General features: G+C 39.0%; 34 protein-coding genes. All 34 read left to right on the top strand.

The window, feature by feature from the left end:
- Positions 1 to 18: 18 nt before the first annotated feature.
- A complete protein-coding gene (fusA, locus tag FG384_RS15140) occupies positions 19 to 2,097 on the top strand; it encodes an elongation factor G (RefSeq protein WP_142643427.1) in 2,079 nt (692 codons plus the stop codon).
- Between the two features lie 117 nt (positions 2,098 to 2,214).
- A complete protein-coding gene (gene tuf, locus FG384_RS15135) occupies positions 2,215 to 3,402 on the top strand; it encodes an elongation factor Tu (protein WP_142643425.1) in 1,188 nt (395 codons plus the stop codon).
- Positions 3,403 to 3,498: 96 nt separating this feature from the next.
- On the top strand, positions 3,499 to 4,188 hold the full coding sequence (locus FG384_RS15130) for a response regulator transcription factor (protein WP_142643423.1): 690 nt from the start codon (positions 3,499 to 3,501) through the stop codon (positions 4,186 to 4,188).
- A gap of 6 nt (positions 4,189 to 4,194) precedes the next feature.
- Complete coding sequence (locus tag FG384_RS15125; RefSeq protein ID WP_142643421.1) at positions 4,195 to 5,226, top strand: sensor histidine kinase; 1,032 nt, start codon at positions 4,195 to 4,197, stop codon at positions 5,224 to 5,226.
- A gap of 98 nt (positions 5,227 to 5,324) precedes the next feature.
- Positions 5,325 to 6,086: an ABC transporter ATP-binding protein gene (locus FG384_RS15120; protein ID WP_142643420.1), complete on the top strand. Its 762-nt coding sequence runs from the start codon at positions 5,325 to 5,327 to the stop codon at positions 6,084 to 6,086.
- Positions 6,076 to 8,067, top strand: coding sequence for an FtsX-like permease family protein (locus FG384_RS15115; protein WP_142643419.1), 1,992 nt, complete (start codon positions 6,076 to 6,078; stop codon positions 8,065 to 8,067). The genes FG384_RS15120 and FG384_RS15115 overlap by 11 nt, the downstream gene beginning before the upstream one ends.
- Before the next feature lie 647 nt (positions 8,068 to 8,714).
- Entirely contained in the window at positions 8,715 to 10,031 is a 1,317-nt protein-coding gene (locus tag FG384_RS15110; RefSeq protein WP_142643418.1) for a Na+/H+ antiporter family protein, read from the top strand.
- A gap of 371 nt (positions 10,032 to 10,402) precedes the next feature.
- Positions 10,403 to 10,711 carry a 30S ribosomal protein S10 gene (gene rpsJ, locus FG384_RS15105; RefSeq protein WP_042478628.1) on the top strand — a complete coding sequence of 103 codons (309 nt, stop codon included), beginning with the start codon at positions 10,403 to 10,405 and terminating at the stop codon, positions 10,709 to 10,711.
- 45 nt (positions 10,712 to 10,756) lie between these two features.
- Entirely contained in the window at positions 10,757 to 11,386 is a 630-nt protein-coding gene (gene rplC, locus FG384_RS15100) for a 50S ribosomal protein L3 (protein ID WP_142643417.1), read from the top strand.
- 25 nt (positions 11,387 to 11,411) lie between these two features.
- Positions 11,412 to 12,035: a 50S ribosomal protein L4 gene (gene rplD, locus FG384_RS15095; RefSeq protein WP_142643416.1), complete on the top strand. Its 624-nt coding sequence runs from the start codon at positions 11,412 to 11,414 to the stop codon at positions 12,033 to 12,035.
- Entirely contained in the window at positions 12,035 to 12,319 is a 285-nt protein-coding gene (gene rplW, locus FG384_RS15090) for a 50S ribosomal protein L23 (RefSeq protein WP_142643415.1), read from the top strand. Before rplD ends, rplW begins: the two co-directional genes overlap by 1 nt.
- Before the next feature lie 41 nt (positions 12,320 to 12,360).
- On the top strand, positions 12,361 to 13,191 hold the full coding sequence (gene rplB, locus FG384_RS15085) for a 50S ribosomal protein L2 (RefSeq protein ID WP_142643414.1): 831 nt from the start codon (positions 12,361 to 12,363) through the stop codon (positions 13,189 to 13,191).
- A 60-nt stretch (positions 13,192 to 13,251) separates the two neighbouring features.
- Positions 13,252 to 13,530: a 30S ribosomal protein S19 gene (gene rpsS, locus FG384_RS15080; protein WP_090567829.1), complete on the top strand. Its 279-nt coding sequence runs from the start codon at positions 13,252 to 13,254 to the stop codon at positions 13,528 to 13,530.
- 20 nt (positions 13,531 to 13,550) lie between these two features.
- Positions 13,551 to 13,895, top strand: coding sequence for a 50S ribosomal protein L22 (gene rplV, locus FG384_RS15075; RefSeq protein WP_142643413.1), 345 nt, complete (start codon positions 13,551 to 13,553; stop codon positions 13,893 to 13,895).
- Between the two features lie 3 nt (positions 13,896 to 13,898).
- Positions 13,899 to 14,555, top strand: a complete 657-nt coding sequence (gene rpsC, locus FG384_RS15070) for a 30S ribosomal protein S3 (protein ID WP_142643412.1) — start codon at positions 13,899 to 13,901, stop codon at positions 14,553 to 14,555.
- 1 nt (position 14,556) lies between these two features.
- Positions 14,557 to 14,991, top strand: a complete 435-nt coding sequence (gene rplP / locus FG384_RS15065) for a 50S ribosomal protein L16 (RefSeq protein ID WP_053591324.1) — start codon at positions 14,557 to 14,559, stop codon at positions 14,989 to 14,991.
- Entirely contained in the window at positions 14,981 to 15,181 is a 201-nt protein-coding gene (gene rpmC, locus FG384_RS15060) for a 50S ribosomal protein L29 (RefSeq protein WP_053591325.1), read from the top strand. The genes rplP and rpmC overlap by 11 nt, the downstream gene beginning before the upstream one ends.
- Before the next feature lie 18 nt (positions 15,182 to 15,199).
- On the top strand, positions 15,200 to 15,463 hold the full coding sequence (gene rpsQ, locus FG384_RS15055; protein WP_142643411.1) for a 30S ribosomal protein S17: 264 nt from the start codon (positions 15,200 to 15,202) through the stop codon (positions 15,461 to 15,463).
- A 44-nt stretch (positions 15,464 to 15,507) separates the two neighbouring features.
- Complete coding sequence (rplN, locus tag FG384_RS15050) at positions 15,508 to 15,876, top strand: 50S ribosomal protein L14 (protein WP_053591327.1); 369 nt, start codon at positions 15,508 to 15,510, stop codon at positions 15,874 to 15,876.
- A 36-nt stretch (positions 15,877 to 15,912) separates the two neighbouring features.
- Positions 15,913 to 16,221 carry a 50S ribosomal protein L24 gene (rplX, locus tag FG384_RS15045; protein WP_142643410.1) on the top strand — a complete coding sequence of 103 codons (309 nt, stop codon included), beginning with the start codon at positions 15,913 to 15,915 and terminating at the stop codon, positions 16,219 to 16,221.
- A 23-nt stretch (positions 16,222 to 16,244) separates the two neighbouring features.
- Positions 16,245 to 16,784, top strand: a complete 540-nt coding sequence (gene rplE, locus FG384_RS15040; protein WP_142643409.1) for a 50S ribosomal protein L5 — start codon at positions 16,245 to 16,247, stop codon at positions 16,782 to 16,784.
- Between the two features lie 18 nt (positions 16,785 to 16,802).
- Entirely contained in the window at positions 16,803 to 16,988 is a 186-nt protein-coding gene (gene rpsN, locus FG384_RS15035) for a 30S ribosomal protein S14 (protein WP_053591330.1), read from the top strand.
- Positions 16,989 to 17,018: 30 nt separating this feature from the next.
- A complete protein-coding gene (gene rpsH, locus FG384_RS15030) occupies positions 17,019 to 17,417 on the top strand; it encodes a 30S ribosomal protein S8 (protein WP_142643408.1) in 399 nt (132 codons plus the stop codon).
- Positions 17,418 to 17,447: 30 nt separating this feature from the next.
- Positions 17,448 to 17,987 carry a 50S ribosomal protein L6 gene (rplF, locus tag FG384_RS15025; protein WP_142643407.1) on the top strand — a complete coding sequence of 180 codons (540 nt, stop codon included), beginning with the start codon at positions 17,448 to 17,450 and terminating at the stop codon, positions 17,985 to 17,987.
- A 30-nt stretch (positions 17,988 to 18,017) separates the two neighbouring features.
- Positions 18,018 to 18,377 (top strand): 50S ribosomal protein L18, encoded by a 360-nt coding sequence (gene rplR, locus FG384_RS15020; RefSeq protein WP_142643406.1) that lies wholly within the window; start codon positions 18,018 to 18,020, stop codon positions 18,375 to 18,377.
- Positions 18,378 to 18,398: 21 nt separating this feature from the next.
- A complete protein-coding gene (gene rpsE, locus FG384_RS15015) occupies positions 18,399 to 18,899 on the top strand; it encodes a 30S ribosomal protein S5 (protein WP_142643405.1) in 501 nt (166 codons plus the stop codon).
- 14 nt (positions 18,900 to 18,913) lie between these two features.
- Positions 18,914 to 19,096 (top strand): 50S ribosomal protein L30, encoded by a 183-nt coding sequence (gene rpmD / locus FG384_RS15010; protein WP_142538201.1) that lies wholly within the window; start codon positions 18,914 to 18,916, stop codon positions 19,094 to 19,096.
- Positions 19,097 to 19,128: 32 nt separating this feature from the next.
- On the top strand, positions 19,129 to 19,569 hold the full coding sequence (rplO, locus tag FG384_RS15005; protein WP_142643404.1) for a 50S ribosomal protein L15: 441 nt from the start codon (positions 19,129 to 19,131) through the stop codon (positions 19,567 to 19,569).
- A complete protein-coding gene (secY, locus tag FG384_RS15000) occupies positions 19,569 to 20,861 on the top strand; it encodes a preprotein translocase subunit SecY (protein WP_142643403.1) in 1,293 nt (430 codons plus the stop codon). The genes rplO and secY overlap by 1 nt, the downstream gene beginning before the upstream one ends.
- Before the next feature lie 66 nt (positions 20,862 to 20,927).
- Complete coding sequence (locus FG384_RS14995) at positions 20,928 to 21,581, top strand: adenylate kinase (protein ID WP_142643402.1); 654 nt, start codon at positions 20,928 to 20,930, stop codon at positions 21,579 to 21,581.
- Positions 21,582 to 22,037: 456 nt separating this feature from the next.
- Complete coding sequence (gene infA / locus FG384_RS14990; protein ID WP_016429904.1) at positions 22,038 to 22,256, top strand: translation initiation factor IF-1; 219 nt, start codon at positions 22,038 to 22,040, stop codon at positions 22,254 to 22,256.
- A gap of 37 nt (positions 22,257 to 22,293) precedes the next feature.
- Positions 22,294 to 22,407, top strand: a complete 114-nt coding sequence (rpmJ, locus tag FG384_RS14985) for a 50S ribosomal protein L36 (RefSeq protein WP_003247619.1) — start codon at positions 22,294 to 22,296, stop codon at positions 22,405 to 22,407.
- Between the two features lie 23 nt (positions 22,408 to 22,430).
- Complete coding sequence (rpsM, locus tag FG384_RS14980; protein ID WP_142643401.1) at positions 22,431 to 22,796, top strand: 30S ribosomal protein S13; 366 nt, start codon at positions 22,431 to 22,433, stop codon at positions 22,794 to 22,796.
- 25 nt (positions 22,797 to 22,821) lie between these two features.
- A complete protein-coding gene (gene rpsK / locus FG384_RS14975) occupies positions 22,822 to 23,211 on the top strand; it encodes a 30S ribosomal protein S11 (RefSeq protein WP_053591340.1) in 390 nt (129 codons plus the stop codon).
- Positions 23,212 to 23,260: the final 49 nt, after the last annotated feature.

Genomic DNA, 23,260 nt, shown 5'->3' with positions numbered 1-23,260 from the left:
TGGAAGGAGAAATACAATATGGCTAGAGAGTTCTCCTTAGAAAAAACACGTAATATCGGTATCATGGCTCACATCGATGCTGGTAAAACGACTACTACGGAGCGTATTCTATATTACACTGGTAAAATCCACAAAATTGGTGAAACGCATGAAGGTGCATCACAAATGGACTGGATGGAACAAGAACAAGAACGTGGTATTACAATCACTTCTGCTGCAACGACAGCTGCTTGGGATAACCACCGTGTAAATATCATTGATACACCTGGACACGTAGACTTCACAGTTGAAGTTGAACGTTCACTTCGTGTACTTGATGGTGCAGTTACAGTACTAGATGCTCAATCTGGTGTTGAACCTCAAACTGAAACAGTATGGCGTCAAGCTACAACTTATGGCGTACCACGTATTGTATTCGTAAACAAAATGGATAAAACAGGTGCGGACTTCCTATATTCTGTAGGAACACTTCGTGACCGTTTACAAGCTAACGCTCATCCTATTCAGTTACCAATTGGTTCTGAAGACCAATTCAGTGGAATTATCGACTTAGTAACGATGAAAGCTACTGTATATGGTAATGATTTAGGAACTGATATCCAAGAAGTAGAAATTCCAGAAGAATACAAAGCACAAGCTGAAGAATACCGTGAAAAATTAGTTGAAGCGGTAGCTGAACTTGACGAAGATTTGATGGAAAAATATCTTGGTGGAGAAGAAGTTACGAACGAAGAATTAGTTAATGGTATTCGTAAAGGTACTCTAAACATACAATTCTATCCAGTAGTATGTGGTACTGCATTTAAAAACAAAGGTGTTCAAAAAGTTTTGGACGCAGTTGTTGCATACCTTCCATCACCACTTGATATTCCTGCTATGAAAGGGATCGACCCAGATAGCGAAGAAGAAATTGAACGTCATTCAGATGACTCAGAACCATTCTCTGCATTAGCGTTTAAAGTAATGACTGACCCTTATGTTGGTAAGTTAACATTCTTCCGTGTGTATTCTGGTACTCTTCAAGCAGGTTCATACGTACAAAACTCTACAAAAGGTAAGCGTGAGCGTGTAGGCCGTATTCTACAAATGCATGCTAACTCTCGTGAAGAGATTTCTCAAGTTTACGCTGGAGATATCGCTGCCGCTGTAGGTCTAAAAGATACAACTACTGGTGATACACTATGTGATGAAAAAGCTCTAGTAATTCTTGAGTCTATGGAATTCCCAGAACCAGTTATTTCGTTATCTGTTGAGCCTAAAACTAAAGCAGACCAAGATAAAATGGGTCAAGCTCTACAAAAACTTTCTGAAGAAGATCCAACATTCCGCGTTCATACTGACCAAGAAACTGGTCAAGTAATTATCGCTGGTATGGGTGAACTTCACCTTGATATTCTAGTTGACCGTATGCGTCGTGAATTTAAGGTTGAAGCTAACGTAGGTGCTCCACAAGTATCTTACCGTGAAACTTTCCGTTCTTCGGCACAAGTTGAAGGTAAATTCGTACGCCAATCTGGTGGACGTGGTCAGTTCGGACACGTTTGGATTGAGTTCTCTCCAAACGAAGAAGGAAAAGGCTTTGAATTTGAGAACGCAATCGTTGGTGGGGTTGTTCCACGTGAATATATTCCAGCTGTAGAAGCGGGTCTTCGTGACTCTCTTGACAATGGTGTACTTGCTGGTTTCCCATTAATCGATATTAAAGCTAAATTATTCGACGGATCATACCATGATGTTGACTCGAATGAGATGGCATTTAAAATTGCTGCATCTATGGCATTGAAAAATGCTGTATCTAAAGTAAACCCAGTACTTCTTGAGCCAATCATGAAAGTAGAAGTTGTTATTCCTGAAGAATATTTAGGAGACATCATGGGTGATATCACGTCTCGTCGTGGTCGCGTTGAAGGTATGGATGCTCGTGGAAACGCACAAGTTGTTCGTGCAATGGTTCCACTTGCTGAAATGTTCGGATATGCAACGTCTTTACGTTCTAATACGCAAGGACGTGGAGTATTCTCTATGGTGTTTGATCACTATGAAGATGTTCCAAAATCAATTTCGGAAGAAATTATTAAAAAACATAAAGGTGAATAATTGAAATTTCACCAAAATTAAAGTATAACTAATTTGTAGTGTATAAAAGATAGGGGGACGTACGCCCTCTACCTTTTATCATAAAAAATCATACAATTACTGAGGAGGATTTCTCTAATGGCTAAAGAAAAATTTGACCGTTCAAAAACGCATGCTAATATTGGTACAATCGGACACGTTGACCATGGTAAAACAACTTTAACTGCTGCTATCGCAACAGTTCTTTCTAAAAAAATGGGTGGTACAGCTAAATCATACGCTGACATCGACAACGCACCAGAAGAAAAAGAACGTGGAATCACAATCAATACTTCACACGTTGAGTATGAAACTGCAAGTCGTCACTATGCACACGTAGACTGCCCAGGACATGCTGACTATGTTAAAAACATGATCACAGGTGCAGCTCAAATGGACGGCGGTATTCTAGTAGTATCTGCTGCTGATGGCCCAATGCCACAAACTCGTGAGCATATTCTTCTTTCACGTCAAGTAGGTGTTCCTTACCTAGTTGTATTCATGAACAAATGTGACATGGTAGACGACGAAGAACTTCTTGAATTAGTTGAAATGGAAATTCGTGACCTTCTTTCTGAATACGATTTCCCAGGCGACGACATTCCAGTAATTAAAGGTTCTGCTCTTAAAGCTCTTGAAGGCGAAGCAGATTGGGAAGAAAAAATTGTTGAGTTAATGGACGCTGTTGATAGCTATATCCCAACTCCAGAACGTCAAACTGACAAACCATTCATGATGCCAATCGAGGATGTATTCTCAATCACAGGTCGTGGTACAGTTGCTACAGGACGTGTTGAACGTGGCCAAGTTAAAGTTGGAGACGTTGTAGACATCATCGGTATCGTTGAAGATGCAAAATCAACTACTGTTACAGGTGTTGAAATGTTCCGTAAACTTCTTGACTATGCAGAAGCTGGTGACAACATCGGTGCTCTTCTTCGTGGGGTTGCTCGTGAAGATATCCAACGTGGTCAAGTATTAGCTAAACCAGGTACAATCACACCACACACAGACTTCAAAGCTGAAGTTTATGTTCTTTCAAAAGAAGAGGGTGGACGTCATACTCCATTCTTCTCTAACTACCGTCCACAGTTCTACTTCCGTACAACGGACGTAACTGGCGTTTGTAACCTTCCAGAAGGCGTAGAAATGGTTATGCCTGGAGACAACATCGAAATGACAGTTTCTTTGATCGCTCCAATCGCTCTTGAAGAAGGTACTAAGTTCTCTATCCGTGAGGGTGGACGTACTGTAGGCGCTGGTGTAGTTGCTACTATTACTAAGTAATTTCTAAATTACAAGTTAAAATCCATCTCGTGACGACGAGATGGATTTTTTTTATGCGAAAAAATAGTGTAAACTAATTGGTAAGAGGTGAGTGTAGTGAACGCTAAAATATTGGTAATAGAAGACGACTATTCCATTTTTGAAATGATTAAAGAGAGATTTGTCCAATGGTCATTTGATGTAATCCGACCGAATGACTTTCAAAAAGTAATACAGATTTTTGTAGAAGAAAAGCCGCAATTAGTAATTATAGACATTCAGCTTCCTGCATTTGATGGATTCCATTGGTGTAGAGAGATTCGCCATATTTCAAAGGTACCGATAATCTTCTTGTCGTCACGTGATCATCCAATGGATATGGTAATGGCTATGCAAATGGGGGCAGATGATTTCGTTCAAAAACCGTTTAATATGGATGTACTTCTTGCCAAAGTTCAGGCTACATTTCGTAGAACATATGATTATTTAGATGAGAAAGTAGACATTAATAGTTGGAATGGCTCAATTATTGATTATTCAAGAAGTAGCATTACATGTAATGATCAAACGAGCGAACTAACAAAGAACGAGCTCTTTATATTGCGTGTATTATTACAATCGGTAGATAAAATTGTTTCTCGTGACGAACTTATGCGGAAATTATGGGATGATGAAAGGTTCGTCAATGACAATACACTTTCAGTTAATGTTAATAGACTACGTATTAAACTTGAGGAAATTGGCTTAAATGATGTTATTGTAACGAAAAAAGGTCTAGGTTATATGGCGATAACAAAGGAGGTATAGTCTGTTGTGTTGCTATTATTTTTGAAAGAAAGAAAAGCGTGGATTCTTTTTTTTATTGTTATGCAAATTTGGTTAAATTTTATTCTAGCATTAGATGTTGCATTTGTTCATACATCTACAATTTATATTAATAGCGTGAATATAATCTTGTTTATTCTGTTTTTAGCATGGCGTTTTTTTATTGAAACACGATATTTGAGAAAGTTGAATGTCATGATTCAACTGGAAAAACAGCTTGATTTTGATACTCTTCTTGCTTTGTTTCCTGATGGGTGTACTCCTTTTGAACATCTCTTTGCTGAAGCGATAGAAGAAGTAGTCTTAAAAAGTAGAGAAGAGTTAAATGCCGTCAAGGTAGACTTTTCCGAGGAAAATGATCGTACTCTTATATGGATTCACGAAATGAAGACGCCTATAACTGCTATAAGATTAATGATAGATTCAATAGAGAATCCTATTTTACAGAAAAAAATGGAGCTAGAATGGCTCCGTATTCACTTGCTATTAGACCAACAATTGCACAATACAAGACTACCTTCTATTGGAATAGATAATATGATGGAGACTATTGTACTTCAGAAAATTATACATAAAGAAATTCGTGAACTACTTGCCTGGTGTATGGAAAAAGGAATAGGCTTTGACCTAGTGGATTTAGAGGTAGAAGTGCTGACGGATCAAAAATGGTTCTCATTCATTGTTCGGCAGTTATTAACTAATGCAGTGAAATATAGCGATGAAAACACAGAAATTAGGGTTTTTGTAACTAGAGACCAAACCGGTCATGTATTATTGCATATACAAGACGAGGGGATTGGGATTAGTAAAGCAGATTTGCCTAGAATTTTTGACAAATCATTTACTGGATCAACAGGGCGTCTTACTACAGCATCCACAGGTATGGGCCTATACTTAGCTAAAAATGCAGCTGAAAAACTAGGAATAGTAGTATTGGTGCAATCGGAGCTAGGTGTTGGTACTACATTTTCTTTATGTTTTCCTTTAAAGAATCAATTTCTTCAAATTTCTAGTAGGTGACAAAACTGTCATCTACTCTTTTTATTTGTCATCTAAATCAAACGATAAATGCAAATTGAAGCAGTACAATGGAGTTACTAAGTGGTGGGAGGAAAAAAATGAAGATATTAAGTGGACGTAAAATAAAAAAAGTGTATGGCAAGAAGTTAAATGCACAAGAAGTACTAAAAGGTATAGATATGGAAGTAAACGTTGGTGAATTTGTAGGGATTATGGGGCCTTCAGGTTCTGGGAAGACGACATTATTAAATGTTCTTTGTTCCATTGACTTTGCAACAGAAGGTGTTATTGAAATAAACGGAAAAAATTTAAGAATGATGAAAGAGCGCGAATTATCTAGTTTTCGTAGAGAACAATTAGGATTCATCTTTCAAGATTATAATTTGTTAGACACTCTAACAGTGAAAGAAAATATATTATTGCCCTTATCAATGAGTAAAGTATCGAAAACTGAAGCAGAGCAGCGTTTTAATGAGATCACGAATTTATTGGGAATAAAAGAATTAGCACCTAAATATCCAAATGAAATTTCTGGTGGGCAAAAGCAAAGAACATCTGCCGCAAGAGCATTAATAACGAATCCGTCTATTGTTTTTGCAGACGAACCAACTGGAGCGCTCGATTCAAAAGCTGCAACAGCTCTATTGAGTAATTTAGAGAAGATTAATTTTGAAAAGAAAGTAACGATTATGATGGTTACCCATGATCCAGTAGCTGCTAGCTTCTGTAGTCGAGTGTTATTTTTAAAAGATGGACAACTTTACACAGAGCTATATAAAGGGGAAAAGAATCGCAAAGCATTTTTCCAAGAGATAATGAATACGCAAGGTGTGCTTGGTGGTGATGGTTATGACGCTTAGTCAATTAGTTTTAAGAAGTATGAAAAAGAACATCAAACATTACTATTTATATTTCTTTGCTCTTATCTTTAGTGTGACATTGTACTTCTCTTTTATCACGTTGCAATATAATCCAAGTGTAGAAAACATTTCAGGCAGTGTTAAAGTTGCTGCATCATTAAAAACGGCACAATATCTATTGTTATTTATCGTTGTATTTTTTGTTCTGTATGCAAACCATCTATTCATGAGAAGACGGAGTAAAGAAATCGGTCTGTATCAATTAATCGGAATGTCTAAAGGACTTGTTACTCGATTAATAGCATTAGAAAACGTAATATTGTGGTCTGGTGCCATTGCCATAGGGGTAGGGGTAGGATTTTTAACATCTCGTTTATTCACGATGATTCTTTTGCGTATATTAGAAAAAGAAGCGTTAGTTTCAATCTCATTTTCCATACAAGCATTTCAAATGACTTTGTTTGTATTTGCGATTTTATTAATAATCGTGTTAATCCAAACGTCATTTATGATTCGTAGGACTTCTTTACTTAGCTTATTTAATGCAAGTAAGGATGCGGATACAAGAGTGAAACGGTTTAGTGCATTTCAAATGTTTCTTGGTTTCATCGGTCTAGTGTCCATCGTGTATGGTTATTACTTATCGACAAAGTTGTTTGAGGGGGATAGTGCGAGTGTAAATATTTTATTTATTAGAATGATGCTAATTTTAGGAGCTACAATTGGGGGGACATTTTTTGTTTTTCGCTTTTCCGTTGCATTTTTGATGAACATAATTAGAAAACAAAAAAGAGGGCGTCTGTCTATTGTAGATGTCTTGTCCCTGACTCCAATTATGCATCGTATGAAAGGAAATGCGAAGTCGCTCACGCTCATTACAGTATTGTCGGCCATTGCGTTAGCGATTTTGTCTCTATCATACATTTCTTACTATTCAGCATCGGCAACGGCACAGAGAAGTGTTCCATATGATTTCATCTTATTTAATGATCAAGGTCAATCCTTTACTGAACGTTTGCATGAAGAAAAAATAGAATATAAGCAAGTTGACTTCTCGTTACTTTCAGCAAAGCATGACATGTCAGAGCTTCTTGAGAATGAATTACCTGAAGGGATGATGATTGATCCTAAATCAACCGAAACGATAATCATGAAGCATAGTGAGGTTCATAAGGTAATGCCAAACTTCAAGTTGAAAGAAGGGGAAGGTTACTTAGTAGGTTATTCTGGAATGTTAGCCGAATTTATGCCCTTTCAGGTCAATAAACCAGTCCACATAATGACAAGTTCAGGTGAAGTTACTGTGCAAATCAAAAAACTAGATGAGGAGCCTTTAATAAGTTATAGAGCTACTTATAGTAGTCCAGCCCTGGTAGTAACGGATGAACTGTTTGAGTTACTTGCAAATGATCCAGTTGTACAAAAACAAACAGTTTGGACTAATCAAACGGGAATTGACTTAGTAGATAGAACAAAAATAAAAGAAGTACAATCACTATATGAAGAAACAACTAATGATGGATCTTTCGAATTCGTGAATGTTGAAGGTCATAAAGAAGTTGTGTCACTTGATTCACAAGAGTCATTTAGACAATCTAATCTTGAAGTATTTGGTCTTGTTATTTTCATCACTGGATTCCTTGGGTTAGCATTTTTAATGACCACGGGAAGTATTTTGTACTTTAAACAAATGACAGAGGCTGAAGAGGAACGCGCTTCCTACACGATACTTCGAAAAATTGGGTTTTCCAAGAAAGATTTGATGAAAGGTATTTATATGAAACAGTTGTTTAACTTTGGTGTACCATTAGTAATTGGACTTGCGCATAGTTATTTTGCAGTTAAGTCAGGTTGGATGTTCTTTGGAACAGAACTTGTTGCTCCGTTACTTATTACGATGAGTATTTATGTGGTTTTATATTCTGCCTTTGCTTTTCTATCTATTGGATATTATAAAAGAGTTGTAAATGAATCACTTTAAAATGTTTTGGACCCTTTGTTTTTATAGCAAAGGGTTTTTGTGTTTTAGAATTTATATTTCTCTAAGACAGACGCTCTGCACTTTTGTTATTGATAGAGATAAGTGCCGCTGCGGGCACTGAAAAACTCGAATCAGTATTTTTGTAGGAACTATTTGCTGTATTTATTTAAGAGAATTTAGCGCGACGCATGATACTCCTGCGGGAAAAGCGAGACAGACGAGACCCCGCACGAAGCAAAGCGAAGGAGGAGGCTCGTCCCTCGCCCGCGGAAAGCGAATGCCAAAGCGATAAATTCTCTTAACGACTATTTGATAAAAAATTATTAGAATAACACTTTTTCAGTGCCCTCGTACCGCTGCGGCGGGGTCTTGGAGAGAAAATACAATATGCTTCAGGCGAGCGAAACTTAATTTCCGTTGAGCAAGTAAATCCAAATTACTCGCAGTATTTCCTCCTTCATTTACTTGAGAGCAGTGAGAATTGGCTTTGTAGTCGTATAGCATATGTTTTGTCCAAGGAACGCAGGAAATAGTGAATAACAACCAGAGTGTATAGGTTGCCTTGCGCTTTTCTCCTTGACTTTTATACTAAATCACTTTAAACTCTATCGTATTAGCAATCTAGTGCGTGAAAGTGAGTGTTGTTTATGAATGCTGTATTAATAGCGGTTGGTGTAATGGTAGTTTTGAGTTTACTTCGTATTAATGTTGTATTTTCATTGATAATGGGTGCCCTTGTAGGAGGCCTTACAGCTGGTTTAAGCGTCTCAGCAACAATCGATGCGTTTACGGGTGGATTAGGTGCTGGAGCGACTATTGCGTTAAGTTATGGGCTACTAGGGGGCTTCGCTGTTGCAATTTCGAAAACGGGTATACCGGATCTGTTAGTCGTAGCCATTTTGAAGCTTGTGAAAAGAGAAGGTAATTCTCAACGGGCAGGGTTAGCGAAAGTACTAGTCTTTTTATTGTTGATAATGATGGCTGTTTTTTCACAAAATCTAATCCCAATTCATATTGCATTTATTCCATTGTTAGTTCCACCGATTTTGAAAATCTTAAACATGTTAGAAGTGGATCGCCGTTTAATTGCATGTATATTGGCTTTTGGTTTAATTACACCGTATATGTTTCTGCCATACGGCTTTGGTGCGATTTATCAGCAAATCGTAGCAACACAAATGGAACTGGCTGGACTTAAAATTGCATTAGAAGATATTCCACGTGCAATGGCAGTACCGGCATTAGGGATGGTATTTGGCTTAGTAATAGCTTTTGTTCTATATCGCAAGCCTAGGAACTACAAGCAAGGTGATATTGAAATAGAAAGCTTAAAAGTCGATGTGAAGAAAAGTAATATTGTTTTTACTGTCGTTGCATTATTGGCAGCCTTATACGTTCAGATTCAAACAGACTCAATGATTGCAGGAGCACTGTCCGGTATTGCTGTACTTTACGTGACAGGTGCACTAAAGTGGCAAGAAGCCGACCGCTTATTAACAGAAGGAATGCGCATGATGGCGTTTGTAGGCTTCGTAATGATAACTGCAAATGGTTTTGCTGCAGTAATTACGGCGACAGGGCATGTTGAGAGTTTAGTAGAAGCCTCTGCCGAACTACTTGCAGGTAACGTAAGCTTGGCAGTATTAATCATGTTGATAATCGGTTTATTTGTAACAATGGGAATTGGTTCTTCTTTTGCTACAATTCCAATTATAGCGGCCATCTTTGTACCACTTGCTTTAGAGCTTGGTTTAAGCCCTTTAGCAACCATAACGTTGATTGGAACAGCAGGAGCATTAGGAGATGCTGGTTCACCAGCCTCAGATTCAACACTTGGACCTACAGCAGGACTAAACGTAGACGGGCAACACAATCATATATGGGATACATGTGTCCCAACGTTTCTTTGTTACAATGTCCCTTTAATTGTTTTTGGTTGGGTTGCAATTATGTTTTTTTCATAAATACAATAAGTTCTTATAGTAGAGAAAGGGCGATCTTTAACGAGGTTGTCCTTTTTCTATTATAAAATTACTACTATACGAATGTATTCAATGAATTACCATATCATTTGATTCTACGTTTAAAGTTTCTTATACTAAAACCTGGCTTAAAAAGCATGTTTATAAACTGAGAGGAACGTATTTAAAACAAATAAAAAGAATTTCAGAAAAACACTTGATTAATCTTTTTTTATTGTATATAATGTTGAATGTTGGTCTTTGACTGCGATGAAGCGAGAGGTTACCGACACACCCGGCCGCTTTGCCATGGCGAGTGTTTGGAAAATTTTCGTGGAGAATGTCTAGAAAATAGGCGAAAAGGAGGGAAAGTAATGGCAAAACAAAAAATTCGTATCCGTTTAAAAGCGTATGATCACAGAATTCTTGATCAATCTGCTGAGAAAATTGTTGAAACTGCTAAACGTTCAGGTGCAAGTGTATCGGGTCCGATTCCACTTCCGACTGAAAGATCTGTTTATACGATTCTTCGTGCTGTTCATAAGTATAAAGATTCTCGTGAACAATTCGAAATGCGTACGCATAAACGTCTTATCGATATCGTTAACCCAACACCACAAACTGTTGATGCGTTAATGAAGCTTGATTTACCATCTGGCGTTGATATTGAAATCAAACTTTAATGGTAAAAGATAAAAAAACATTAATTATTATAGGAGGTGTGACGGATGACCAAAGGAATCTTAGGTAGAAAAATCGGTATGACGCAAGTATTTGCTGAGAACGGTGACTTAATCCCTGTAACTGTTATTGAAGCTTCTCCAAACGTAGTGCTTCAAAAGAAAACAGTTGAAACAGACGGTTACGAAGCTATTCAGTTAGGTTTTGAAGATAAGCGTGAAAAGCTTTCTAACAAACCTGCTAAAGGGCACGTAGCTAAGGCAAGCACTGCTCCTAAGCGCTTCATCCGCGAATTCCGCGGCTTGGATACAGCTAATTACGAGGTTGGTCAAGAAGTCAAGGTAGAAAGTTTTACAGAAGGCGATGTAATTGATGTAACAGGTGTTACTAAAGGTAAAGGTTTCCAAGGTGTTATTAAACGCCACGGACAATCTCGTGGACCAATGGCCCATGGATCTCGTTATCACCGTCGTCCAGGTTCAATGGGGCCAGTTGCTCCGAACCGCGTATTCAAACAAAAGAAATTACCTGGTCAAATGGGTGGGCACACAGTAACAATCCAAAACTTAGAAATCGTAAGAGTGGATGCTGAGCGTAACCTACTACTTGTAAAAGGTAATGTTCCTGGTTCTCGTAAATCATTAGTAGTTGTAAAAGCTGCTATTAAATCGAAATAGTCTCTGAAGAAAGGAGGAAACAGGAATGGCAAAAGTATCTTTATTCAATCAAACAGGATCTTCTGTTGGTGAAATCGAGTTAAACGATAAAGTTTTCGGTATTGAGCCAAACGAAGCTGTTTTATTTGAAGCTATCATTGCTCAACGTGCATCACTTCGTCAAGGTAATCACAAAGTGAAGAACCGTTCTGAAGTTGCAGGTGGTGGTCGTAAACCATGGAAGCAAAAAGGAACAGGTCGTGCTCGTCAAGGTTCGATTCGCTCTCCACAATGGCGTGGCGGTGGTATCGTGTTCGGTCCAACTCCACGTAGCTATAGCTATAAATTACCTAAAAAAGTACGTCGTCTAGCTCTTCTTTCAGCTCTTTCATCGAAAGTGCGTGAAGAAAGCATCGTAGTACTTGAAGGTTTAGCTTTTGATGCACCAAAAACAAAAGAATTCGTGAAGGTATTGTCTAATCTTTCACTTAACAAAAAAGCGTTATTCGTAACTGCTGATTTAGATGAGAACGTAGCATTAGCTGCTCGTAACATCCCTGGAATCACAGTTGTGTCAGCAACAGGCATTAACGTATTAGATTTAGTTGGTCACGATAAATTAGTGATGACTAAAGCTGCAGTAGAAAAAGTTGAGGAGGTGCTTGGATAATGGAAGCACGTGATATTATTAAACGTCCGGTCATTACCGAGCGTTCTTCTGAAGTTATGGCAGATAAAAAGTACACTTTCGAAGTGGACACTCGCGCTAACAAAACTCAAGTAAAATATGCTGTTGAAGAAATCTTTGGAGTAGATGTTGAGAAAGTGAACATCATGAACTATAAAGGTAAATTCAAACGTGTAGGTAAATTCGGTGGATATACTAACAAACGTCGTAAAGCGATTGTTACACTAACTGCTGAAAGTAAAGAAATCGAGTTATTCGAAATCTAATCCTTGTATAAGGAATTAATGCTCAAAAAGGAGGGAAAAAAATGGCGATTAAAAAGTATAAACCAACGACTAACGGACGTCGTAACATGACTTCATTAGATTACGCTGAAATCACAACGAACAAACCTGAGAAATCACTTCTTGCTCCTGTGAAACGTAAAGGCGGCCGTAACAATCAAGGTAAAATTACTGTTCGTCATCATGGTGGTGGACACAAACGTCAATACCGTATCATTGATTTCAAACGAAACAAAGACGGCATTCCAGGACGTGTTGCTACTATTGAATATGATCCAAACCGCTCTGCGAACATCGCATTGATCAATTATGTGGATGGGGAAAAACGCTATATCCTAGCTCCTAAAGGCTTAGAAGTTGGAATGACAATCGTGTCAGGTCCAGAAGCTGATATCAAGGTAGGAAACGCTCTTCCATTACAAAACATCCCAATGGGTACTACTATCCATAATATCGAAATGAAACCTGGTAAAGGTGGTCAGTTAGTACGTTCAGCTGGTACATCTGCTCAATTACTTGGTAAAGAAGGTAAATACGTTATCGTACGTTTACAATCTGGTGAAGTTCGCCTAATCCTTTCTGTTTGCCGTGCTACTATCGGTGAAGTAGGAAACGAACAACATGAACTTGTAAACATTGGTAAAGCGGGTCGTAATCGTTGGTTAGGTAAACGCCCAACTGTACGTGGATCTGTAATGAACCCGAACGATCACCCACACGGTGGTGGTGAAGGACGTACGCCAATCGGTCGTAAGTCACCTATGTCTCCATGGGGTAAACCAACTCTTGGATACAAAACTCGTAGCAAGAAAAACAAATCCGACAAACTTATCATTCGTCGTCGTAAAAAATAAAGTGGTTTTACTACGGTTCAAAGAACGAGCCGTGGTGCAATCACAGAGGGAGGTTTCAGCATGGGTCGTAGCTTGAAAAAAGGACCTTTCGCAGACGATCATTTATTAAAAAAGGTCGATGCACAGAAGGACTCTGAGAAAAAACAAGTGATTAAGACTTGGTCTCGCCGTTCAACAATTTTCCCTACTTTTATCGGGTTAACAATCGCGGTATATGACGGACGCAAACATGTTCCTGTATACGTGACTGAAGACATGGTAGGTCATAAATTAGGTGAGTTCGCACCAACACGCGCTTATAAAAGTCATGGTGCAGATGATAAGAAAACAAGACGCTAATTTGAGAGGAGGTCATTCAAATGTCACAAGCAAAAGCTATTGCTAAAACAGTGCGCATTGCTCCTCGTAAAGTGAGATTAGTCGTTGATTTAATCAGAGGTAAGCAAATCGGTGAAGCTATTGCGATTTTACAACTTACTCCTAAAGCAGCATCACCTGTTGTTGAGAAAGTATTAAAATCGGCAGTTGCAAACGCTGAGCACAATTATGATTTAGATGTTAACAACCTTGTTGTTTCTGAAGTCTTCGTTGACGAAGGTCCAACATTGAAGCGTTTCCGTCCACGTGCTATGGGACGTGCAAGTGCTATAAACAAACGTACAAGCCACATCACAGTAGTGGTATCTGAGAAGAAGGAGGGATAATCCGTGGGTCAAAAAGTACATCCAATAGGATTACGAGTAGGTATTATTCGTGACTGGGAGTCAAAATGGTACGCTGGAAAAGACTATGCAACTCTACTTCACGAAGACTTGAAAATTCGTAAGCACATTGAAACTCGTTTAAAAGACGCATCAGTTTCTAAAGTTGAAATTGAACGTGCTGCTAAGCGTGTAAATATTACAATTCACACTGCGAAACCAGGTATGGTAATCGGTAAAGGTGGTACTGAAGTTGAAGCACTTCGTAAACACTTAAACGACACTACTGGCAAGCGTGTACACATCAACATCGTAGAAATTAAAAGAGCAGACTTGGATGCTAAATTAGTAGCAGAAAGTATCGCACGTCAATTAGAAGGCCGCATATCTTTCCGTCGTGCTCAAAAACAAGCAATTCAACGCACAATGCGTGCAGGCGCTAAAGGTATTAAAACTCAAGTATCTGGTCGTCTTGGCGGCGCTGACATCGCGCGTGCTGAACACTATAGTGAAGGTACTGTACCACTTCATACATTACGTGCTGACATTGATTATGCACATGCTGAAGCTGACACAACTTATGGTAAGCTAGGCGTTAAAGTATGGATCTATCGTGGTGAAGTCCTTCCAGTGAAGAAGAACTCTGAGGAAGGAGGCAAATAATATGTTAATGCCTAAACGCGTTAAATATCGTCGTGAACACCGCGGAAAAATGCGTGGTGAAGCGAAAGGCGGTAAAGAAGTATCATTCGGTGAATTCGGTTTACAAGCAACTGAAGCAAGCTGGATTACAAGCCGTCAAATCGAATCAGCTCGTATTGCAATGACACGTTACATGAAACGTGGCGGTAAAGTTTGGATTAAAATTTTCCCACATAAACCTTACACGAAAAAGCCTCTTGAGGTTCGTATGGGTTCCGGTAAAGGTGCTCCTGAAGGTTGGGTAGCTGTAGTAAAACCAGGAAAAGTTATGTTTGAAATTGCTGGTGTATCTGAAGAGATCGCTCGTGAAGCGCTACGCTTAGCATCACATAAGCTTCCTGTTAAATGTAAAGTAGTTAAACGTCAAGAAATTGGTGGTGAATCTAATGAAAGCTAATGACATCCGTGAACTTACTACTGCAGAAATCGAACAAAAAGTAAAATCACTGAAAGAAGAGCTTTTCAACCTGCGCTTCCAATTGGCGACTGGTCAATTAGAAAACACAGCTCGCATTCGTGAAGTACGTAAAGCGATTGCGCGTATGAAAACTGTGATTCGCGAAAGAGAAATCAGTGCAAACAACTGATAAAGGAGGTTTTCAGGCATGACTGAGCGTAATCAACGCAAAGTATACACTGGCCGTGTAGTTTCTGATAAAATGGATAAAACAATCACTGTTTTAGTTGAAACTCATAAAAAACACAAATTATACGGTAAACGTGTTAAGTATTCTAAGAAATTTAAGGCTCATGATGAGCAAAACGAAGCGCAAATCGGCGATATCGTACGCATCATGGAAACTCGTCCGCTGTCAGCTACAAAACGTTTCCGTCTCGTGGAAGTTGTAGAAAAAGCGGTTATTATCTAATAATAAAATTCGGAACTTATTAATTCCGAAGGGAGGTAACCTAAGTGATCCAACAAGAAACTCGTATGAAAGTTGCAGACAACTCAGGTGCACGTGAAGTTTTAACTATTAAAGTACTTGGTGGTACTGGACGTAAAACTGCTAATATCGGCGATATCGTCGTATGTACAGTTAAGAAAGCAACACCAGGTGGCGTTGTCAAGAAAGGTGACGTCGTTAAAGCTGTAATCGTTCGCACTAAAAGCGGCGTACGCCGTAAAGACGGTACTTATATCAAATTCGATGAGAACGCATGCGTTATCATTAAAGATGATAAAGGACCGCGTGGAACTCGTATTTTCGGACCTGTCGCGCGTGAACTACGTGACAGCAACTTCATGAAAATCGTATCTTTAGCTCCAGAAGTTCTTTAATTTACATGAAAGTGCCAATCAAGGAGGTGCGACAGAATGCATGTTAAAAAAGGCGACAAAGTAAAGGTAATCTCAGGTAAAGATAAAGGGAAAACAGGTGTTATCCTTTCTGCTTTTCCTAAGAAAGACCGTGTGTTAGTTGAAGGTGTAAACATCGTCAAAAAACATATGAAGCCAAACCAAGCTAATCCGCAAGGCGGAATTGTAAGTCAAGAGGCTGCAATTCACGTTTCGAATGTTATGTTAATCGACCCAAAAACTGGCGAGCCGACTCGCGTAGGTTATAAAGTAGAAGATGGCAAAAAAGTTCGTGTTGCGAAAAAATCTGGTGAAATTATTAAATAAGTAAAAAGAAGGGAGGTACACACATGAACCGCCTAAAAGAAAAATATCTTAAGGAAGTTTCTCCGGCTCTTATGAGCAAGTTTGAATATAAATCAGTAATGCAAGTACCTAAAGTTGATAAAATCGTTATCAATATGGGTGTGGGTGATGCTGTTTCCAATTCAAAAGCACTTGACGCTGCTGTTGAAGAATTACAAATTATCTCAGGTCAAAAACCTGTAGTTACGAAAGCTAAAAAATCGATCGCTGGTTTCCGTCTTCGTGAAGGAATGCCTATCGGTGCAAAAGTTACTCTACGCGGTGAGCGTATGTATGACTTTTTGGATAAATTAATCGCTATTTCTCTTCCTCGTGTACGTGACTTCCGTGGTGTTTCTAAAAAAGCATTTGACGGTCGCGGTAACTACACTCTTGGAGTTAAAGAACAATTAATCTTCCCTGAAATCGATTATGATAAAGTTTCGAAAGTACGCGGTATGGACATCGTAATTGTAACAACTGCGAACTCTGACGAAGAAGCTCGTGAGTTATTAACACAATTCGGTATGCCATTCCAAAAGTAAAATAAGGGAGGCGAAAACGTGGCTAAAAAATCAATGATCGTTAAACAACAACGTACGCCAAAGTTCAAAGTGCAAGAATACACACGCTGTGAGCGCTGTGGACGTCCGCACTCTGTATATCGTAAATTTAAGCTTTGCCGTATTTGTTTCCGTGAACTTGCATACAAGGGACAAATTCCTGGCGTTAAAAAAGCAAGCTGGTAATCCCCTATAACTGGGAAGGAGGTAAATGTAATGACAATGTCAGATCCAATTGCAGATATGCTTACACGCATTCGTAATGCTAACATGGTTCGTCACGAGAAATTAGAAGTTCCTGCTTCAAACCTGAAAAAGGAAATCGCTGAAATTTTAAAACGCGAAGGTTTCGTACGTGATGTTGAGTATGTAGAAGATAGCAAACAAGGAATCATTCGCATCTTCTTAAAATATGGTCAAAACGACGAACGCGTTATTACTGGTTTGAAACGTATTTCAAAACCTGGTTTACGTGTTTATGCTAAAACAAATGAAGTGCCTAAAGTATTGAATGGTTTAGGAATCGCTTTAGTTTCTACTTCAAATGGTTTATTAACAGATAAAGAAGCTCGCGCTAAACAAGTTGGCGGAGAAATCGTAGCTTACGTTTGGTAATAATCAACAAACGAATGGAGGTGCAACAAAATGTCTCGAGTAGGTAAAAAACCAATTGAGGTTCCTGCAGATGTTGCTGTAACAGTTAACGCTGACAATACAGTAGTAGTTAAAGGACCAAAAGGTGAATTAACAAGATCTTTTAATCAAGATATTAAAATTGAACAAGAAGGTAATGTCATTACTTTAGTACGTCCTTCAGAGTCTAAAGAACACCGTACAATCCATGGAACAACACGTGCTTTATTAGCAAACATGGTACTAGGTGTGTCTAAAGGATTTGAACGTGGACTTGAGTTAGTTGGGGTTGGTTACCGTGCGCAACTACAAGGTAAGAAACTTGTACTTAACGTAGGGTATTCACATCCAGTTGAGTTCACTCCTGAAGATGGAATTGAAGTTGAAGTTCCTTCTAATACAAAGATTATCGTTCGCGGTATTAGCAAAGAACGCGTTGGTGCTTTAGCATCTAACATTCGTCAAGTACGTCCACCAGAGCCTTACAAAGGTAAAGGTATTCGTTATGAAGGCGAAGTTGTACGCCGCAAAGAAGGTAAAACAGGTAAATAATGCATTTCGCATTAGAAAGGAGTGACCACTGTGATTACGAAACAAGACAAAAATCAAGTTCGTAAAAAACGTCATGCACGTGTACGTACAAAAATCACGGGTACTACTGAACGTCCTCGTTTAAATGTATTCCGTTCTAATAAACATATTTACGCACAACTTATCGATGATTCACAAGGTGTAACAATCGTTAGTGCGTCTACTATGGATAAAGATTTCAATGGTACAGCAGGTAACGTTGAAGCTGCTGCTACAATCGGTGAAACAATCGCAAAACGCGCTGTTGAAAAGAACATCAAATCTGTTGTATTCGACCGTGGCGGTTACTTATATCATGGACGTGTTAAAGCGTTAGCTGAAGCTGCACGTGAAAACGGCTTAGAATTTTAAGAAGAAGGAGGGACATATTTCATGCGTGGTATTGACCCAAACAAACTTGAACTTGAAGAACGCGTAGTTACGATTAACCGTGTTGCTAAAGTTGTAAAAGGTGGACGTCGTTTCCGTTTTACTGCATTAGTAGTTGTCGGTGACAAGAATGGACATGTAGGATTTGGTACTGGTAAAGCACAAGAGGTTCCAGATGCAATCCGTAAAGCAGTTGAAGATGCGAAGAAGAACTTAATCGAAGTACCTAGAGTTGGCGGAACTACTCCTCACCAAGTAATTGGTCGCTTTGGAGCTGGATCTATTCTAGTTAAACCTGCTGCACCTGGTACAGGGGTTATCGCTGGTGGTCCAGTGCGTGCCGTACTAGAGTTAGCTGGTATTACAGATATTCTTTCTAAATCACTTGGATCTAACACACCTATCAACATGGTTCGTGCTACAGTACAAGGATTAACTGAACTAAAACGTGCTGAGGACGTTGCTAAATTACGTGGTAAATCAGTAGAAGAACTGTTAGGATAAGGGGGGAAATTACAATGGCAACTAAATTAGAAATTACCCTTACTAAAAGCCTGATTGGTACTAAACCAAATCAACGCAAAACAGCAGAAGCTCTTGGATTACGTAAATTACACCAAACAGTTGAGCATCAAGACAACGCAGCTATCCGCGGGATGGTTGGCAAAGTAGCTCACTTAGTAACTTTGAAAGAAATTTAAGGTTTATTTTAAGAATAAGGAGGTGCCACCATATGAAACTACATGAGTTAAAACCATCAGAAGGATCTCGTTCTACACGTAATCGCGTAGGTCGCGGTATCGGTTCTGGTAATGGTAAAACTGCAGGTAAAGGTCATAAAGGTCAAAACGCTCGTTCTGGAGGAGGGGTTCGTCCTGGATTTGAGGGCGGTCAAAACCCATTATTCCGTCGTTTGCCAAAACGTGGATTTACGAACATTAATCGTAAAGAATTTGCAATTGTGAACCTTGACACATTAAATCGTTTCGAAGAAGGCACAGAAGTAACACCTGCATTATTAATTGAAACAGGTGTAGTGAGTAGTGAAAAATCAGGTATCAAGATTCTAGGTAATGGAACACTTGACAAGAAATTAACTGTAAAAGCTCACAAATTCTCTGCTTCAGCTAAAGAAGCAATTGAGAATGCTGGCGGACAAACAGAGGTGGTTTAATGTTTCAGACAATCTCCAACTTTATGCGTGTGAGAGATATTCGAAATAAAATCATTTTTACTTTATTAATGTTAATCGTCTTTCGTATCGGAACTTTTATACCAGTACCGAATGTCGATGCAAATGTTTTAAAACAAACGGATCAATTAGGTTTGATCGGATTTTTAAATACATTTGGCGGTGGAGCTTTAAAGAACTTCTCCATTCTAGCAATGGGAATTATGCCATACATTACTGCATCCATTATCGTGCAATTATTGCAAATGGACGTAGTACCGAAGTTTACAGAGTGGTCTAAACAAGGGGAAGTCGGAAGACGTAAACTTGCTCAGTTCACTCGTTACTTCACAATCGTTTTAGCTTTTATTCAAGCATTTGCTATGTCATATGGTTTTAACCGTATGTATAGCGGTACTTTAATAAATGACGAAGGCATCATGACATATCTTGTTATTGCAATTGTGTTAACTGCAGGTACTGCATTTTTAATGTGGTTAGGTGAGCAGATTACTGCAAAAGGTGTTGGTAATGGTATTTCTATTATTATCTTCGCTGGTATCGCAGCTGCTATTCCGAGTGCAGTAAACCAAGTGTATGCGCAAAAAATTCAAGATGCTGGAGAAGCGTTATTTATCAATATTATTGTGTTAGCTTTACTATTATTGGCTATTATCGCTGTTACGGTTGGAGTTATTTATGTACAACAAGCGTTGCGTAAAATTCCTATCCAATATGCGAAACGTGTTGCTGGTACTGCTCAAACGGGTGGTCAACAAACACACTTACCTTTAAAAGTAAATGCTGCGGGAGTTATCCCGGTAATTTTTGCATCTGCTTTCCTGATGGCTCCACAATCTATTGTGTTGTTTTTTGGTCAAAATAAGGTCACTGACTTTATTACGCATGCATTAGATTACACACAGCCTATTGGTATGACAATTTACGTTGCTTTAATCCTTGCGTTTACTTACTTCTATGCATTCATTCAGGTGAATCCAGAGAATGTAGCAGACAATTTGAAAAAGCAAGGTGCGTATATTCCAGGGATTCGTCCGGGAATAAACACACAGAACTACTTGACTAGCGTATTATACCGTTTGACTTTTGTTGGTTCTATATTCCTTGCGATTATAGCAATCATGCCATTATTGTTTGTTAAATTTGCGGGACTTCCGCAATCAGCACAAATTGGCGGAACAAGTTTACTAATCATTGTGGGTGTTGCCCTTGAGACGATGAAAACACTTGAATCACAATTAGTTAAACGTCACTATAAAGGTTTTATGAAATAATGTTGGTTTTTAGGAACGATATAGTTCCTAAAAATCTACAAAATAGTCCTGAGGGGGCATTTCCGTATGAATATCGTTTTAATGGGTCTGCCAGGTGCCGGTAAAGGTACACAAGCAGATAAAATTGTTGAGAAGTACGCAATCCCTCATATTTCTACAGGCGATATGTTTCGTGCAGCAATAAAAGATGGTACGGAACTTGGTTTAAAAGCAAAATCGTTTATGGATCAAGGTGCTTTAGTGCCAGATGAAGTAACGATTGGTATTGTCCGTGAAAGATTGAGTAAACCAGATTGTGAAAATGGATTCTTACTTGACGGTTTTCCACGTACAGTTCCTCAAGCAGAAGCACTTGATGCTTTACTTTCGGATCTAGGGAAATCACTTGAACATGTGTTGAACATTCAAGTAGTGCAAGAAGAATTGATTAAACGTCTAACTGGTCGTCGCATCTGTAAAGAATGTGGCACTGCTTACCATCTAGTTTTTAACCCACCAATAAAAGATGGGGTATGTGACAAAGATGGTGGAGAGCTTTATCAAAGAGCGGATGATAATCCGGAAACGGTGACAAACCGTCTGGAAGTAAATATGAAGCAAACTCAACCTTTGCTTGATTATTATGAGAACAAAGGTATTTTAGCTAATATTAATGGACAGCAAGAAATTACAAAAGTTTTTGCTGATCTAGATGCTCTGTTACAGGGCAACCGCATCTAATAGCCCGGTGCCTGTCGCAGATCGACTGAATACCCGGGCAGTATGCAAAGAACGAAAACGTTTTTTTTCGAGAGCTGCAAAAGCATATTGCGCCCGGTATACGAACGGACGAGAAGAAATGTATAAAAGCGAGGACCCCCTAGTCCACGTGCATTTCACTTTCTGAAGGGGTATAATGGGTTTCGTGGAAGCATCTATGTAACGAACGGGTACATTGGGACTCATCCAACACTTTCGTACGAACATGTTGACATGAGGGAGACAGGTTTCTACCAGTCAGTCTACTCCGTGGATTGCTAAAAGCGAAACCTTACGAGTGTCTTTCGAACATCTCTCATGATTTCCAAACATATGCTTGAAACGAATAGTTTCGTTCTATTAGAGGCTATACTAACAGCAAATTACGTTTGAATATTGATGAGAACCTGATTTGTATATAGAAGGGAGACAGGGTTGATGGCGAAAGATGATGTAATTGAAGTCGAAGGAACAGTTGTTGAGACTTTGCCAAACGCGATGTTTAAGGTAGAATTAGAAAACGGTCATACGATACTTGCGCATGTATCGGGTAAAATTCGTATGCACTTCATTCGTATTTTACCTGGAGATAAAGTCACAATTGAACTATCTCCTTACGATTTAACTCGCGGTCGTATCACGTACCGTTTTAAATAATCTTTTGCACTCCGGACTACTAAGGAGGTTAGGTTAGATGAAAGTGAGACCATCTGTGAAACCGATCTGCGAAAAATGTAAGGTAATTCGCCGACGCGGTAAAGTAATGGTAATCTGTGAAAATCCTAAACACAAACAAAGACAAGGCTAATTAGAAGGAGGTGCACGACACATATGGCACGTATTGCTGGTGTTGACATTCCACGCGATAAACGCGTTGTTATTTCATTAACATATATTTACGGAATTGGTAAAACAACTGCACAAAAAGTACTTGTAGGAGCTGGTATTTCTGAAGAAACTCGCGTACGCGATCTTACAGAAGACGAGTTAAACAAAATCCGTGAACAAATTGGTGCATTTAAAGTAGAAGGTGACCTTCGTCGTGAAGTATCACTTAACATTAAACGCTTGATGGAAATCGGATCATTCCGTGGTATCCGTCACCGTCGCGGTTTACCTGTGCGCGGACAAAATACGAAGAACAATGCTCGTACTCGTAAAGGTCCTCGTAAGACAGTTGCGAACAAGAAAAAATAATCGGTAAAGGAGGTTTCTTCTTAACATGGCACGTAAACAACAAACACGTAAGCGTCGTGTGAAAAAGAATATCGAATCCGGTATTGCTCACATCCGCTCAACATTTAATAACACAATTGTGACTATTACAGACATGCAAGGTAATGCACTTTCTTGGTCTAGTGCTGGAGCTCTTGGATTCAGAGGTTCTCGTAAATCTACACCATTCGCTGCACAAATGGCTGCTGAAACTGCTGCAAAAACTTCCATGGAACATGGTCTAAAAACATTAGAAGTAACAGTTAAAGGTCCTGGTGCTGGTCGTGAAGCGGCTATCCGTGCACTTCAAGCTGCAGGTCTAGAAGTTACAGCTATTAAAGACGTAACACCAGTACCACATAATGGTTGCCGTCCACCAAAACGTCGTCGCGTATAATAGGTGAAACTTAATTGTTTGAGAACATCATTTATTGTACAGACTGTGG

The sequence above is a fragment of the Psychrobacillus vulpis genome, from assembly GCF_006861825.1.
GTDB classification, from domain to species: Bacteria; Bacillota; Bacilli; order Bacillales_A; family Planococcaceae; genus Psychrobacillus; species Psychrobacillus vulpis.
The sequence above is the reverse complement of the archived record's forward strand: the minus strand, read 5'-3'. Positions and strand labels throughout refer to the sequence as shown.

Bases quoted from the DNA above. Each gene is read 5' to 3' on its own strand.
- fusA (WP_142643427.1), top strand. From the start codon at position 19: ATGGCTAGAGAGTTCTCCTTAGAAAAAACACGTAATATCGGTATCATG.
- tuf (WP_142643425.1), top strand. From the start codon at position 2,215: ATGGCTAAAGAAAAATTTGACCGTTCAAAAACGCATGCTAATATTGGT.
- FG384_RS15120 (WP_142643420.1), top strand. From the start codon at position 5,325: ATGAAGATATTAAGTGGACGTAAAATAAAAAAAGTGTATGGCAAGAAG.
- FG384_RS15115 (WP_142643419.1), top strand. From the start codon at position 6,076: ATGACGCTTAGTCAATTAGTTTTAAGAAGTATGAAAAAGAACATCAAA.
- FG384_RS15110 (WP_142643418.1), top strand. From the start codon at position 8,715: ATGAATGCTGTATTAATAGCGGTTGGTGTAATGGTAGTTTTGAGTTTA.
- rpsJ (WP_042478628.1), top strand. From the start codon at position 10,403: ATGGCAAAACAAAAAATTCGTATCCGTTTAAAAGCGTATGATCACAGA.
- rplC (WP_142643417.1), top strand. From the start codon at position 10,757: ATGACCAAAGGAATCTTAGGTAGAAAAATCGGTATGACGCAAGTATTT.
- rplD (WP_142643416.1), top strand. From the start codon at position 11,412: ATGGCAAAAGTATCTTTATTCAATCAAACAGGATCTTCTGTTGGTGAA.
- rplW (WP_142643415.1), top strand. From the start codon at position 12,035: ATGGAAGCACGTGATATTATTAAACGTCCGGTCATTACCGAGCGTTCT.
- rplB (WP_142643414.1), top strand. From the start codon at position 12,361: ATGGCGATTAAAAAGTATAAACCAACGACTAACGGACGTCGTAACATG.
- rpsS (WP_090567829.1), top strand. From the start codon at position 13,252: ATGGGTCGTAGCTTGAAAAAAGGACCTTTCGCAGACGATCATTTATTA.
- rplV (WP_142643413.1), top strand. From the start codon at position 13,551: ATGTCACAAGCAAAAGCTATTGCTAAAACAGTGCGCATTGCTCCTCGT.
- rplP (WP_053591324.1), top strand. From the start codon at position 14,557: ATGTTAATGCCTAAACGCGTTAAATATCGTCGTGAACACCGCGGAAAA.
- rpmC (WP_053591325.1), top strand. From the start codon at position 14,981: ATGAAAGCTAATGACATCCGTGAACTTACTACTGCAGAAATCGAACAA.
- rpsQ (WP_142643411.1), top strand. From the start codon at position 15,200: ATGACTGAGCGTAATCAACGCAAAGTATACACTGGCCGTGTAGTTTCT.
- rplX (WP_142643410.1), top strand. From the start codon at position 15,913: ATGCATGTTAAAAAAGGCGACAAAGTAAAGGTAATCTCAGGTAAAGAT.
- rplE (WP_142643409.1), top strand. From the start codon at position 16,245: ATGAACCGCCTAAAAGAAAAATATCTTAAGGAAGTTTCTCCGGCTCTT.
- rpsH (WP_142643408.1), top strand. From the start codon at position 17,019: ATGACAATGTCAGATCCAATTGCAGATATGCTTACACGCATTCGTAAT.
- rplF (WP_142643407.1), top strand. From the start codon at position 17,448: ATGTCTCGAGTAGGTAAAAAACCAATTGAGGTTCCTGCAGATGTTGCT.
- rpsE (WP_142643405.1), top strand. From the start codon at position 18,399: ATGCGTGGTATTGACCCAAACAAACTTGAACTTGAAGAACGCGTAGTT.
- rpmD (WP_142538201.1), top strand. From the start codon at position 18,914: ATGGCAACTAAATTAGAAATTACCCTTACTAAAAGCCTGATTGGTACT.
- rplO (WP_142643404.1), top strand. From the start codon at position 19,129: ATGAAACTACATGAGTTAAAACCATCAGAAGGATCTCGTTCTACACGT.
- secY (WP_142643403.1), top strand. From the start codon at position 19,569: ATGTTTCAGACAATCTCCAACTTTATGCGTGTGAGAGATATTCGAAAT.
- FG384_RS14995 (WP_142643402.1), top strand. From the start codon at position 20,928: ATGAATATCGTTTTAATGGGTCTGCCAGGTGCCGGTAAAGGTACACAA.
- infA (WP_016429904.1), top strand. From the start codon at position 22,038: ATGGCGAAAGATGATGTAATTGAAGTCGAAGGAACAGTTGTTGAGACT.
- rpmJ (WP_003247619.1), top strand. From the start codon at position 22,294: ATGAAAGTGAGACCATCTGTGAAACCGATCTGCGAAAAATGTAAGGTA.
- rpsM (WP_142643401.1), top strand. From the start codon at position 22,431: ATGGCACGTATTGCTGGTGTTGACATTCCACGCGATAAACGCGTTGTT.
- rpsK (WP_053591340.1), top strand. From the start codon at position 22,822: ATGGCACGTAAACAACAAACACGTAAGCGTCGTGTGAAAAAGAATATC.